At 62.4% G+C, this 13,053-nt stretch carries 14 protein-coding genes and 1 pseudogene; 6 read left to right on the top strand and 9 right to left on the bottom strand.

Translation table 11 applies throughout. The features are described from left to right. The 8 genes from EWM57_RS19885 to EWM57_RS19850 form a co-directional block, all read right to left on the bottom strand. Positions 1–297 (bottom strand): 5-formyltetrahydrofolate cyclo-ligase (locus EWM57_RS19885; protein WP_394345436.1); only part of this gene is annotated, 297 nt, incomplete at its 3' end. 80 nt (positions 298–377) lie between these two features. Further along, positions 378–1,970 carry a bacillithiol biosynthesis cysteine-adding enzyme BshC gene (gene bshC / locus EWM57_RS19880; RefSeq protein ID WP_129923055.1) on the bottom strand — a complete coding sequence of 531 codons (1,593 nt, stop codon included), beginning with the start codon at positions 1,968–1,970 and terminating at the stop codon, positions 378–380. Positions 1,971–2,183: 213 nt separating this feature from the next. Beyond that, positions 2,184–3,497 (bottom strand): 30S ribosomal protein S12 methylthiotransferase RimO, encoded by a 1,314-nt coding sequence (gene rimO / locus EWM57_RS19875; RefSeq protein WP_129923054.1) that lies wholly within the window; start codon positions 3,495–3,497, stop codon positions 2,184–2,186. Positions 3,498–3,739: 242 nt separating this feature from the next. Next, the gene (ftsY, locus tag EWM57_RS19870) at positions 3,740–4,717 is read right to left on the bottom strand and encodes a signal recognition particle-docking protein FtsY (RefSeq protein WP_129923053.1); all 978 of its coding nucleotides are present in this window, start codon (positions 4,715–4,717) and stop codon (positions 3,740–3,742) included. Positions 4,718–4,886: 169 nt separating this feature from the next. After that, on the bottom strand, positions 4,887–5,048 hold the full coding sequence (locus tag EWM57_RS19865; protein WP_129923052.1) for a DUF4295 domain-containing protein: 162 nt from the start codon (positions 5,046–5,048) through the stop codon (positions 4,887–4,889). Between the two features lie 7 nt (positions 5,049–5,055). Further along, positions 5,056–5,238 (bottom strand): 50S ribosomal protein L33, encoded by a 183-nt coding sequence (gene rpmG / locus EWM57_RS19860; protein WP_073105198.1) that lies wholly within the window; start codon positions 5,236–5,238, stop codon positions 5,056–5,058. 333 nt (positions 5,239–5,571) lie between these two features. Next, positions 5,572–5,811, bottom strand: coding sequence for a 50S ribosomal protein L28 (gene rpmB / locus EWM57_RS19855; RefSeq protein ID WP_044015540.1), 240 nt, complete (start codon positions 5,809–5,811; stop codon positions 5,572–5,574). A 94-nt stretch (positions 5,812–5,905) separates the two neighbouring features. After that, the gene (locus EWM57_RS19850; RefSeq protein ID WP_129923051.1) at positions 5,906–6,088 is read right to left on the bottom strand and encodes a DUF5522 domain-containing protein; all 183 of its coding nucleotides are present in this window, start codon (positions 6,086–6,088) and stop codon (positions 5,906–5,908) included. A gap of 141 nt (positions 6,089–6,229) precedes the next feature. On the opposite strand from EWM57_RS19850, the gene EWM57_RS19845 reads away from it, so the two are divergent. The 6 genes and pseudogenes from EWM57_RS19845 (at position 6,230) to EWM57_RS19820 (ending at position 11,466) form a co-directional block, all read left to right on the top strand. Then, positions 6,230–6,688 (top strand): DUF2314 domain-containing protein, encoded by a 459-nt coding sequence (locus EWM57_RS19845; RefSeq protein ID WP_129923050.1) that lies wholly within the window; start codon positions 6,230–6,232, stop codon positions 6,686–6,688. Between the two features lie 136 nt (positions 6,689–6,824). Further along, positions 6,825–8,026 (top strand): annotated as a pseudogene (gene rocD, locus EWM57_RS19840) (ornithine--oxo-acid transaminase). Positions 8,027–8,107: 81 nt separating this feature from the next. Beyond that, positions 8,108–8,578: a hypothetical protein gene (locus EWM57_RS19835; protein WP_129923049.1), complete on the top strand. Its 471-nt coding sequence runs from the start codon at positions 8,108–8,110 to the stop codon at positions 8,576–8,578. A 419-nt stretch (positions 8,579–8,997) separates the two neighbouring features. After that, complete coding sequence (locus tag EWM57_RS19830; protein ID WP_129923048.1) at positions 8,998–9,531, top strand: hypothetical protein; 534 nt, start codon at positions 8,998–9,000, stop codon at positions 9,529–9,531. A gap of 100 nt (positions 9,532–9,631) precedes the next feature. Then, the gene (gene hemB, locus EWM57_RS19825; protein ID WP_129923047.1) at positions 9,632–10,624 is read left to right on the top strand and encodes a porphobilinogen synthase; all 993 of its coding nucleotides are present in this window, start codon (positions 9,632–9,634) and stop codon (positions 10,622–10,624) included. A 335-nt stretch (positions 10,625–10,959) separates the two neighbouring features. Further along, positions 10,960–11,466, top strand: coding sequence for a GNAT family N-acetyltransferase (locus EWM57_RS19820; RefSeq protein WP_129923046.1), 507 nt, complete (start codon positions 10,960–10,962; stop codon positions 11,464–11,466). Here the strand turns inward: EWM57_RS19820 and EWM57_RS19815 are convergent. Beyond that, entirely contained in the window at positions 11,463–12,845 is a 1,383-nt protein-coding gene (locus EWM57_RS19815) for an APC family permease (protein ID WP_129923045.1), read from the bottom strand. The genes EWM57_RS19820 and EWM57_RS19815 overlap by 4 nt on opposite strands. Positions 12,846–13,053 lie beyond the last annotated feature (208 nt).

The raw sequence follows: 13,053 nt of genomic DNA, 5'->3' as shown, positions 1-13,053 counted from the left end.
GACCAGTGCCGTTTCGGGCGTGAGCTGGAAGTGGCGCAGGGTTTGGCCATCGGGCTGCACCACGGGCACGGCCAGCCGGGTGGGCAGCTGCCGCGCCCATATTTCGCGGACCAGCAGCCAAGTGTCGGGTTCGTGCTGGTGCGGAATGGGCAAAAACACGCTCAGCCAGCGCCAGTCGGCCACGGGAAAATGCGCAAACAGCTGCTCCCGGAGCCCCTGGCTGCGCGCAGCCACCTCGGCAGCCGGCAGAGCCCGGCGGCGGGCCAGCATCTGACGGCGCAGCTCTGCTTTCAGCATTGGTGAGTGGGATTTGGTTTGTGGTGGGTGGCTTTTGGTTTGTGGCATTTCGGACCAAAAACCAAAAGCCACAAACCCGTTTACTCCTCTTCCAGCACCGTGAAATCCAGCGCCAGCGGCTCGAAGGCCTCTACGAGCTGGCGCAGGAACTCCGGGTTGTTGATCAGGATGCTGAGCACGTTGTCGGAGCGCTCCTGCAGCTCGCCGCCGGGAAAGAGCTTGTCCTTGAGGGCCGCAAGCTGGGAATAGGCCGTTTCGTGCTTGGCCTCGGCGGCTTTACTGAGGCGCTTTTCCAGTCCGGCCACCCCGCCGGCCACTTTCTGCTGCTCGGCGGCCACGGTCTTCACCAGTGTGGGGTCGAGGCGCTGGGCCAGGTCCGCAATTTCCTTGAATACGGCGGCCAGGGCCTGCTGCTGAGCGGCCAAGCTGACTTCTTCCTGCCCCAGCGTGGCCCCGACTTGTTTCTTAAGCTCGGCCAGCGGCTTGAAGACGTCAGTGGGCGCCAGGCCGAGCTTGCGCAGCTTGCCGGCGCCCGCCTTGCCCAGGTAGAGGGCCGAGTTGCGGAGCAGCACAATCGGAAACGGCACCCCGTAGGTGTCAAACACGGCTTTGAGCTGAAACCAGTAGGCCACTTCCGCCCCGCCGCCGATATAGCACAGGTTGGGCAGCAGCAGCTCCTGATAAAGCGGGCGCAGCACCACGTTGGGGCTGAACTGCTCGGGGTGCTGGCGGGCCAACTCCAGCAGCTCGGCCTTAGTGTGGCAGCGGTTGGTGTTGCGGACGGTAACCTGCACGCAGTCGGCCTCGGCATCGGGCTCGAGCCGCTCCCGCTTGCCGGCATCGGTGAGGAAAAACAGGTTCAAGGGGCGCGAGTACACCTGGGGCTTGTAGCCCAGGGCTTCGAGGCGGGCCTTGGTGGCCTGCACGGCCTGGTTGGAAGCCTGCTCCGCTATTTCGCGCTCCAACACCGGCACCAGGGCCTGCTTGAGCTCGGGCGAGTCAGCGTCGAGGCTAACGAGGCCAAACTCGCCGAACAGCGCATGGGTGAGGCGCTGAGTGGCCTCAGCCAGGGTAGCCGACTGCCGGTAGGCGTCCTGGAAAGCGGCAGGAATATCGGCCGGGAGCTGGTCGAGCAGCTGCTCGGCCAGGCCGTCGAGCCGGAGCCGTCCCACGGGTCCGCCGGTATCGGCGGCGTCCCAGGCGTAGCGTTTGCCGAAGAGCTGAAAATGGTTGATTTCGGCAAAATCGTGGTCTTCACTGGCCATCCAGTACACGGGCACGAAGTCGTAGTGCGGGTATTTCTCCTTGAGCTGCCGACACAGCTTGACCGCCGAGGCTATCTTATAAATGAAGTACAGCGGGCCGGTAAACAGGTTAAGCTGGTGCCCAGTGACGACGGTAAAGGTGGTGTCTTTTTCGAGCAGGTCAAGGTTGGCCGCCACGACCGGGTTCACCGCATCGAGGCGGGCGTACTGGGCGCGCAGGGCGGTTACCAGCCGCTGCCGGGCTGCGGGCGAGTACGCGTCTTTTTTCTCCTCAATCTGCCCCGCAAACTCTTCCAAAGCTGGAAAGCGGTGGTAAAATGGCGCAAGTTCGGGGCGCCGGGCTACGTAGTCAGCCAGAAAGGGCGAAAAGGCGCCGGTAGCGGCGTAGCTCAGGTGGTGCAGGGGCATACGGAGGGGAAAACGGGCGGGAGTGGGTGCAAATAACGGCATAGGTCCCGAATGACAGGCTCAACAGGCCACCGCGGGGAATGTTAGGCCCCCGCTGGATTTACGCCACTTCGAGCAGTACGCACAAGCGCCCGGAAAAAACGAAAGCGGCCCGCTCTCCACGTATGAAGAGAGCGGGCCGCGCCGTTGGTGAAGACCGAAAAAATCCGCGGGCTAGACGAGCTTGCCGTACAGATCGAAGTCGGAGGCGTCAGTAATCTGGACCGTGGCGAAGTCACCGAGGCGGACGTGGGTGTCGGGCGTGGCGGGCACCAGCACTTCGTTGTCGACCTCCGGGGAGTCGTACTCAGTGCGGCCCACGAAGTAGCCGCTTTCCTTGCGGTCGAAGAGCACTTTGTAGGTCTGGCCTACTTTCTCCTCGTTCAGCTCCATTGAAATACCCTGCTGGAGTTCCATGATCCGGTCGGCGCGCTCCTGCTTCAGTTCGGCGGGCACGTTGTCTTCGAGCGAGTACGAATGGGTGCTTTCCTCGTGGGAGTAGGTGAAGATGCCCAGGCGCTCGAAGCGGGTTTTCTCCACGAAGTCGTAGAGCTCGTCGAAGTCCTGCTCAGTTTCGCCGGGGTGGCCGGCAATAAGGGTGGTGCGCAGGGCAATGTCGGGCACGCGCTGGCGGATGGTATCCACTAGCTCAATGGTGCGGCGCTTCGAGATGCCGCGGCGCATAGTTTTGAGCATGTTGTCCGAAATGTGCTGGAGCGGCATGTCGAGGTAGTGGCAGATGTTGCTCCGCTCCACCATCACGTCCAGGGCATCCATCGGAAACTGCGAGGGGTAGGCGTACTGCATCCGGATCCAGTCGATGCCGTTCACGTCGGAGAGGTTGCGCAGCAAATCGGCCAGCTTCCGCTCCCCGTAGTGCTGCAGACCGTAGTAGGTCAGGTCCTGGGCAATCAGGATCAGTTCCTTGGTGCCCATGGCGGCCAGGCGCTTGGCTTCCTTCACCAGCTCCTCAATGGGCCGGTCGACGTGCTTGCCGCGCATGAGCGGAATGGCGCAGAACGAACAGGGCCGGTTGCAGCCCTCGGCAATCTTGAAGTAGGCGAAGTGCTTGGGCGTGGTCAGCAGCCGCTCCCCCACCAGCTCGTGCTGGTAGTTGGCCTCGAGGGTTTTGAGCAGCTGGGGCATTTCCAGAGTGCCGAAAAAGGCGTCGACCTGCGGAATCTCGGTTTCCAGGTCGTCCTTGTAGCGCTGCGACAGGCAGCCCGTCACGTAGAGCTTCTCCAGGCGGCCGGCTTCTTTCTCCTCGGCGTAGCGCAGAATCGTGTCGATGCTTTCCTGCTTGGCGTTGTCGATAAAGCCGCAGGTATTGATAATGACGATGTTGGCGTCCGACTTCTCGGCTTCGTGGGTCACGTCGAAGCTGTTGGCCTTGAGCTGGCCCATCAGCACTTCCGAATCCACCAGGTTTTTGGAGCAGCCCAGGGTAATGACGTTTACTTTATTGGCCAGCTGGCTTCTTACTTTCATGCGAATGGGATAAGCGGGTAGGCGGGCAATTTCTTAGCAGTGAGAAGTTTGCCCACTTTTTACCCTCGACGAATTTCGGACCGCAAAGGTACGCAGGAGCCAACGCCTTTTCCTACTGCGAATGTTCCTTTGCCCCGAACAAGCCCCAGCCGAACGGCGGCCCCGCCCCGTGTATCAGAAAAAAGCCCGGCCCGCCAAACCCCAGCAGGTTCAGCGGGCCGGGCCCGAGGCGGATACAAGGACTATTTCTTAAACAGCGAGTTGACGAACGTATGTCGGTCGAAAAGCTGCAAATCGGTCATTTTCTCGCCCACGCCAATGTAGCGCACCGGAATGCTGAACTGCTCGGAGATACCGATGACCACGCCGCCCTTGGCCGTGCCGTCGAGCTTGGTGACGGCCAGGGCCGTGACTTCGGTGGCGCGGGTAAACTCCTTGGCCTGCAAAAAGGCGTTCTGCCCGGTGCTGCCGTCGAGCACGAGCAGGACTTCGTGGGGCGCATCGGGAATCACCTTCTGCATCACCCGCTTGATCTTGCTGAGCTCGTTCATCAGGTTCACCTTGTTGTGCAGGCGGCCCGCCGTGTCGATAATCACCACGTCGGCGCCCATTTCCACGCCTTTCTGCACCGCGTCGTAGGCCACGGAGGCCGGATCAGTGTTCATGCCGTGCGAAATGACCGGCACGCCCACGCGCTGTCCCCAGATGATGAGCTGATCCACGGCGGCGGCCCGGAAGGTATCGGCGGCGCCAAGCACCACTTTCTTGCCGGCCGAGTGGAAGCGGTGGGCCAGTTTGCCGATGGTGGTGGTCTTGCCTACCCCGTTGACGCCCACCACCATAATCACGAAGGGCTGCCCGGTGTTATCGGCACGGTCGAGGATGGCGCGGGAGCCGGTAGCGCCGCTGTTGGCGTCGAGCAGCTCCACGATTTCCTCGCGCAGGATGCGGTCCAGCTCCGAGGTGCTCACGTATTTGTCGCGGGCCACGCGCTTCTCGATGCGGTCAATGACCTTGACGGTGGTATCGATGCCCACGTCGGCGTGTACCAGCAGGCTTTCCAGGTCGTCGAGCACGGCTTCGTCCACGGTAGCTTTACCCACCACGGCCTTGCTGAGCTGGTCAAAAAAGCTGGTTTTGGTTTTTTCCAGCCCCTTGTCCAGCGACTCCTGCTGTTCCTTACTTTCCTTGTCCTTCTTGAAAAAATCGAAAAGTCCCATGTTGCGGTCTTAGGTCTTAGGCGGTAGGCCTTGGCGACAAAGCTAGCTGCTTTTATCAGGTCGGGGCCCGGGGGCCAACGACCGGTTTACCAAACCCTAACACGCAAAAAAGTCCCACGCTGGCGGGACTTCTTCACTGCGGTCGGTACGCCCCCGAAAGGGCCGCGAACTATTTCGTGCCGGAGGCAATATATTCCTGCACTTTGTCGACCAGCACCATTTCCTCACGGAAGGTGTAGGCGCCCGTCTTCGGCGACTTGACAGCGCGGATGACCTTTGCCCAGTCTTTGCCGCCTGCTACTTTCAGGGTTGCTACTACTTTCTTAGCCATCGTTCAGTTACTTAATTTCTTTGTGAACGGTCATTTTGCGCAGAACGGCGTTGAACTTTTTCAGCTCGATACGCTCGGGCGTGTTCTTGCGGTTCTTGGTGGTGATGTAGCGCGAGGTGCCCGGCTGACCCGAGTTCTTGTGCTCGGTGCACTCGAGGATTACCTGCACCCGGTTTCCTTTCTTAGCCATCTCGACTTGGGGGTTTTTGGATTAAGGACTGCAAAGGTACAAGTGTTTTCGGAATCGCCAAACGGTCAGGACAATGAAGCGCGAAGTTTTATGACTTCACCCGCTTTGTCGCAGTCCGGTGGGGCAGACAGGCTCAAGAAGCTGAGCCCGTTCTGAAAGCACCTGCAAACGCGTCCCTGCAGCCGTTGCACGGCTGTCAAGGGACAAAATAACAACGGAGCAAGCAGCAGCTTTCGGGCGCAGCTCACTCCGTTGCCGGAAAATTCCAGGAATCAGCGGCCCGAAGGCGGCGCCGGATTCCGAACGAATGCGCTAGCGCACCCGTCGAAAAAGCTAGTAAACGATGAAGCCCTGCTCTTTGGCCTTCTTCAGGACCGACATGATGCCGTTCTTGTTGATGGTGCGGATGGTGCTGGTAGCTACTTTCAGCGTAACCCAAGCATCTTCCTCGGGGATGTAGAAGCGCTTCTTCTGCAGGTTGGGGTAGAACTTACGCTTCGTCTTGTTGTTGGCGTGCGAAACGTTGTTGCCTACGCGGGTACGCTTGCCGGTCAGATCACAAACTCGGGCCATGATATCGGGGGACTTAGAGGTTTCAATGCAAAAAGGGACGCAAATATCGGCATAACTCCGATAAAACCAAACCGGGAGGCTGAAAAATAAGCGGTTAGCCCCCAGCCGGCCGCCGGGTGGCCTTCTGCGTGACCGGGTCGAAACCCCACGGGCAGTGCCGGCAGCCACTTTTGCAGCAGGAGCCCCGCCGCAGGTGGTACTGTTCGGTGAAGACCATATAGCCTTCGGGCGTCAGGTAAAAGTCGCCGGGCTGAAGGGGTTGCGGTTTGGCAGCCATACGGCCGCAAGGTACGCAGCGGCGGCCGTTTCCCGGTCGCTACCGCCCTACCAGCAAAACACAACGCGGTCCTTGGCGGTATCACTAGCACGCCCGCGGCGCCTTCCGCCGATGGCCGCCGCCATGCCCTTTCGTCCTCTTTTGTGCGCTTTGCTTGTGCTGCTCGTGAGCCCGGCCGGCGCAGTGCGCGCCCAGCAGCCTCAGGCGTCCGTCGACCCGGCCCGCTCCATGCAGCTCTTCGACCAGCTGACGGCCGCGCCGGTCCGGGAGGCCCGCCGGACCCTGCCCCAGGCCCGGCAGCGCTACCAGGCCGGGCTGCAGCCGGGCGAAACGTTTTACCTCATCACCCGACTGGTCGACCCCGACGGCAAGTTTGAGCAGGTCTGGGTGCAGGTCAGCCAGTGGGAGGGCTCCTACGTGCAGGGCACCATTGCCCGCCCCCTCGAAACCGTCCAGTCATTTACCCAGGGCCAGCCGCTCGAATTTCCGACCAGCGCCGTGCTCGACTGGGCGCTGGTGCGGGCCAACGGGGTGGAAGAAGGCAACTACGTGGGTAAGTTTCTCGACATCCAGCACCACCTCGACGCGCTGGACCGCTGAGCCCGCACCGCCGCGTCCGGCGTTTTTGCGTATTTTTGAAGGAGTTGACCCTATCTATCGGCTTAACCCCCGCTCCTTCCCCATGTCCGCTACTCCCACCCCGCTTACCACTACCGCCAGCCGCAGCCAGGAGCTGATGGCCCTCGAAGACCGCTACGGCGCCCACAACTACCACCCCCTGCCCGTGGTGCTCAGCCGGGGCGAAGGCGTGCACCTCTGGGACGTGGAAGGCAAGCAGTACTACGATTTTCTGTCGGCCTACTCGGCTGTGAACCAGGGCCACTGCCACCCGCGCATTATCGGGGCCATGGTGGAGCAGGCCCAGAAGCTGACCCTCACCTCCCGGGCCTTTTTCAACGACCAGCTCGGGGCGGCCGAAAAACAGCTCTGCGAGCTGTTTGGCTACGACAAGGCTCTGCTGATGAATTCGGGCGCCGAGGCGGTGGAAACCGCCCTCAAGCTGGCCCGCAAGTGGGGCTACCAGGAAAAGGCATTGCCCCCAACCAGGCCCGCATTCTGGTGGCCGAGCACAACTTCCACGGCCGCACCACGGGCATCATCTCCTTCAGCACCGACGGCGACAGCACCGGCGGCTTCGGCCCCTACATGCCCGGCTACCAGGTGGTGCCCTACGACGACCTCGACGCCTTGGCTGAAGCCCTGCAGGACCCGCACGTGTGCGCTTTTCTGGTGGAGCCCATCCAGGGGGAAGCCGGCGTGATGGTGCCCTCGGAAGGCTACTTGGCCAAGGCTTTTGCCCTGTGCAAAGACCACAAGGTGCTCTTCATTGCCGACGAGATTCAAACTGGTTTGGGCCGCACCGGCGAGCTGTTGGCCACCTGCTACGAGGCCGTGCACGCCGACATTCTGGTGCTGGGCAAAGCCCTGAGCGGGGGCGTGCTGCCGGTGTCGGCGGTGCTGGCGCGGGATGAAATTATGCTCACCATTCAGCCCGGGCAGCACGGCTCCACCTTCGGCGGCAACCCGCTGGCTTGCGCCGTGCTGCGCGCCGCCCTCGACGTGCTCCACGACGAGCACCTGATCAGCAATGCCCGCATTCTGGGTGAAGTGTTCCGGGAGCGGATGCGCCGCGTGATGGCTAAGCGCCCCGAGGTGGTGGAACTGGTGCGGGGCAAGGGTCTGCTCAACGCCGTGGTCATCAAGCCCGCCGCCGACGGCCGCACGGCCTGGGACGTGTGCGTGACGCTGATGGAGCGCGGCCTGCTGGCTAAGCCCACCCACGGCGACATCATCCGCTTCGCCCCGCCCCTGGTCATCACCGAGGAGCAGATGCACGAGGCCTGCGACATCATCGAAAAGGTAATTCTGGAGTTTTAACCCGGAGTTTATCCTTCGCTTAACCGGCAAGTGGGCAGGTCTTTCTACCTTGGAGGACCTGCCCATTTTACGTTCTGCCGCATGAGTAGCCGCCGCTTCGTTCAGGTCTTACTGCTGCTGACGACGTTGGCCGGCTGCCGCACGAGCCAGCGCGCCTACACGTTTCAGCCCGCGCCGGTGGCGCCGGTTCCGGCCTCGAAGCCCATTTCAGCTCCGCGCCTGGTAGCCCGGAAGGTGCCGCCGTTTCACCCGCTGGTGAGGCGGCTGGCCGCCCCGGTGCGCCGGCTGCCCCTGGCCAAACCGCGGCAAGCTTGGGCAGCGCCGGAGGTTAGCCGTCACTTCGCTGTGCGGCCGGGGCAAGCGCCGCAAAAAGTTCGGCGGCCCAGCCGGGATTATTCGCCGTTGGTTTTATCCGTGCTGCTGGCCGTGCTGGCCGTGTTGCTGCTCTCAGCCAGCGCCGTAGGTCTGACGGGTTCCTACATTCCGGTGGTCGGCGTGCTGGTGCTGCTGGTGGCCGGGGCCGTTTTCTTTCATTGGCAACGCGGGGCTTAACAGGTAACGGGGCGGACTAAACCGGTAAATAGCGGGGTTGGCGGCAGCCGGAGCAAACTTAGTCGAAATAATTGCGCTTAAGTAAGCTCCAAGTGGTAAGTTTGTAACTTAACCTACTAGCTAATAACTCCATGCGGGCCCGACTCCTCTTTGTTTTTGGTATTATTTCCATAACTACCGGTTGTCAAACCAATCGGGTTCTGTTGGACGGTGGGCAGCACTCGAGGAATGGCGCCGCAGTGACCAAGGAGCTTTACCTGCACGACTCCCAGGGGCCGCAGGCCACCCGCGTGACGATGACGGCCGCCGAAGCCGCCGCTTTCCACCAGGAATAACCGCCTGACTCCGCCCGAACCGGTATTTCTTGGCCGGCAGTCCGGGCGCTTTCCGCACTGGGGAAAGTCGGCTTACTTTTGGGCATGCATACACTTCTGCGTCGCCTGCTGGTGGCCGCCGTGGTTCTGACCACCGGCTGCCGCAGTGAAAAAGTAGCGTTTGACTTTTCGCGCCCCACTCCGTCTTCCCTAACCCCGGCTCCTGCCCTCCCGGCCGAGCTTCCTGACCGCCCCGCTGCCGCGGTTGTCGGGTCTGTTGTCGTTGCCCCACGTCAGGCCCCGGCGGCATCCCGACCGGCGCGGGTTCAGCGCGCTATGAAGGCGCCGCGCCCGGTTTCCCGTCCCCATCTAGCCCCCTTACGCTCCCACCCCGAAACGGCGGCCCACGCCGTAGTTCGGCGCCGGCCCGTGGACGACGGCACCGAGCACCGCACGTTGCACCTGATTCTGGGTGCCCTGCTGGTGGTCGGCGGAGTCGTGACGGGCATTTTGCTCGGCGGCTGGCTGGGCGTGGGAGTGGGCGCCGTGGTGGTACTGGGCGGCTACTACTTCCTGGGGCTGGCCTTCGGCGGCAAGCACGGCTGGCGGGAAGTGTTTCAGGAGTTCTTCAATATGTAGCTTGCTGTCGGTGGGCCCGCCGTGGGCCTTCGGGCAAATGATCGGTAACCTTACCTTTGCCCCGCTTGTTCTACCTCGTCTTACCACTTGAAAGCAGCTTATGCCTAACCTCCCCACGCACCGCCCGCGCCGCAACCGCAAGTCCCAGGTTATCCGCGACATGGTGCAGGAAACTCGCCTCACGACCCACGACTTTATTTATCCCGTCTTTCTGATTGAGGGCCAGAACCAGCAGCTGGAAGTAACGTCCATGCCCGGCATTCACCGCTTTACCGCCGACCGCCTCATCGACGAAATCGGGCGCTGCCTGGAGCTGGGCATCAATACCTTCGCCCCGTTTCCGGCCATCAACGACGCCTTGAAGGACCGGCTGGCCCGCGAATCGGCTAACCCCGAGGGGCTCTACCTGAAAACCGTAGCCGACATCAAGCGGCAGTTTCCCGATGCGGTGCTGATGACCGACGTGGCCATGGACCCCTACTCCTCCGACGGGCACGACGGCGTGGTGGACGCGGAGTCGGGCGAAATCCTGAACGATGCCTCCCTGGAAGTGCTCGGGCAGATGGCCCTGGCCCAGGCCCGCGCCGGCGCCGACATCATTGGCCCCTCCGACATGATGGACGGCCGCGTGGCCTGGATCCGGGAAGTGCTCGACAGCAACGCCTTTTCCCACGTGAGCATCATGAGCTACACGGCCAAGTACGCCTCGGCTTTCTACGGCCCCTTCCGCGACGCGCTGGACTCGGCCCCGAAAAAAGGCGACAAGAAAAGCTACCAGATGAACCCAGCCAACCGCCGCGAGGCCCTGCGCGAGCTGGCCCTCGACGAGCAGGAAGGTGCCGACATGGTCATGATCAAGCCGGCCCTGAGCTACCTCGACGTGATTCTGGACGTGAAAAACCACACCAACCTGCCCGTGACGGCCTACAACGTGAGCGGGGAGTACGCCATGGTGAAGGCCGCCGCCCAGAACGGCTGGGTCGACGGGGAGAAAACCATGATGGAGGTGCTCACCAGCATCAAGCGCGCCGGTGCCGACGCCATCCTGACCTACTTCGCCAAGGAAGCCGCCGAAGTGCTGCGCCGCGGCTAAGAGGCTCCGGGCAGCCGTCAGAAAGCAGGTCCGACCTACCTTTTAGTACCTGCGCAGTACTAAAAAGTGGGTCGGACTTACTTTTTTCTACTTCCGAAGGTCTTTTTTCTCGGTCAGACCTACTTTTTTCTACTTCGCCAGGACCTTTTACTAGGTCGACACCACCAAAAAAATCCTGGCGAAGTAGTAATTGCTCGGTGGGAAGCACCTTTTAGTAGCTTGAAGCTACTTTTCGAGGCTTTCAAACTGAGTATATATTCTTTTTGCCGGGGCTGCTTCAGGTGGCGAGGCTGTAACAGCCGCCCGGCGTCTCTCCTTTTCTTGCTTGAGTGCCCATGCATATCCGCCCCGCCGCCGCCGCCGACTTACCCGCCATTCTGGACCTGGTGCGCCGGGTGGTGCCGCTGATGCAGGCCAGCGGCAACATGCAGTGGACGCATGACTACCCCAACGAGGAGGTCTTTGCCCAGGACATTCACCACGGTCACCTCTGGGTGGCGGAGCGGGAAGGCCGCGTGGCGGCCGTGGCGGCCCTCACCCACAACGACCAGGACCCCGAGTACGCCCAGGCCGACTGGGACTACGCCGAGCCCGCGCTAGTCACGCACCGCCTCGCCGTGGACCCGGCCCAGCAGGGCCACGGGCTGGCCGCCGCGCTGCTGAAGCAGGCCGAAATTTTGGCCCGGCAGCAGGGCCTGCGGGTGCTGCGGGTGGATACCAACTCGGAAAACGCGGCCACCCAGCGGCTGTTTCCCAAGCTGGGCTACCGGTTTGCGGGCGAAATCACCCTGGCCTTCCGGCCCGGACTGCGGTTTTTGTGCTACGAGAAAAAGCTCGACTAGCGCTGGGCTTCAAACGGCCACTGCCCCCGCCGCCGGCTCCAGAGCAGAAACACGATGACGCCGGTGCTGATAACGGTGAGGCCCGAGAGCATAAACGTGGGGCCCGTGCTCCAGAAAATCAGCAGCCAGACCACTACGGCCACGATAACCGGCAGCGGGTAGAGCGGCATGCGGAAGGGCAAGTGGGCCGTGCCGCGGCGGCGGCGCAGCAGCACCAGCCCAATGGCCTGGCCTACGAACTGCACCAGAATGCGCATGGCCAGGATGGCCGTAATAACCTCGCCGAGCCGAAACAGCAGACTGAACACGAAGCCCAGTCCGCCCAGAATCAGCAGCGAAACGTGGGGAAAGTGCTTGGTGGGGTGGGTTTTGGCAAACACCGGCAGAAACTCGCCGTCGGCGGCCGCCGCGTAGGGGATGCGGGAGTAGCCGAGCAGCACGGCAAACAGGGAAGCAAACGCCACCCACAGCACCAGCGCCGTGGCCCATTGCGCCGCCAGGGGCCCGTAGAGCTTCTCGACGAAGGTGCTGACAATGAACTCCGAATGCTGGGCCTGCTCCCAGGGAATAACCGTGCCCACGCTCCAGTTGAGCAGCAGGTACAGGGCCGCAATACCCAGAATGCTCAGGAAAATGCTGCGCGGAATAACTTTCTGGGGATTCTGAATTTCGCCGCCCAGGTGGCACACGTTGTAGTAGCCCAGGTAGGAATAAATGGTCTTGACCGCCGCCTGCCCCATGGCCGCCGACAGCAGCAGCCCCGGCAAGGCCGAGAAGCCGCCCGCGGGCAGCCAGGCCACCGGATGCTCGGCGTGGGTGAGCCCCCCGAAAATCAGCCAGCCCATCAGCCCCAGCACGCCCACCCAGAGCAGCACGCCGAGCTTGCCGATGTCCTCGATGCGGCGGTAAAGTAGCCCGATCAAGGCCAGCACCACCACGCCCGACACCAGCTTGGGCTGCCACCAGGCCGTCAGGGGCACCAAGTAGCCGAAGTACTGGGCGAAGCCGATGGCGCCCGAGGCCACCACCAGCGGGGCCTGCACCAGGGTTTGCCACACGTAGAGAAACGACATCAGCCGGCCCCACTTCTGCTCCCCGTAGGCCAGCTTCAGAAACCGGTAGGAGCCCCCGGCCTCGGGGTGGGCCGCGCCCAGCTCGCTCCAGATCAGCCCGTCGACGACGGCCAGGCCCGCGCCTACCAGCCAGGCCAGCAAAAAGTACGGCCCCATCATGCCCATCACCAGCGGCAGGGTCACGAACGGGCCGATGCCGACCATGTCAATCATGTTCAGGGCCGTGGCCTGCACCAGGCCCAGGTTGCGGCGCAGGGGCGCGGCGGTGACAGTAGCGTCGGTCGTCTCGGTAGAAGTGTCGGTCATAGGGCCGTAAAAGTCGGATAAAAGCGGATTGTTCAGCCGGCGCCACCAACCCCGCCCCGGCCGGGCGCGTACGTGGGGCTACTCAAACACTTGAATGTATGGCGGGAAGTTCTTCTAAGCTGGTCGTGTACGGGGCCATTGGGGCCAATGTAGCCATTGCCCTTTCCAAATTCGTGGCGGCCTTTTTCACCGGCTCCTCGGCCATGCT

The organism is Hymenobacter persicinus, from assembly GCF_004167665.1.
GTDB lineage: Bacteria > Bacteroidota > Bacteroidia > Cytophagales > Hymenobacteraceae > Hymenobacter > Hymenobacter persicinus.
The sequence above is the reverse complement of the archived record's forward strand: the minus strand, read 5'-3'. Positions and strand labels throughout refer to the sequence as shown.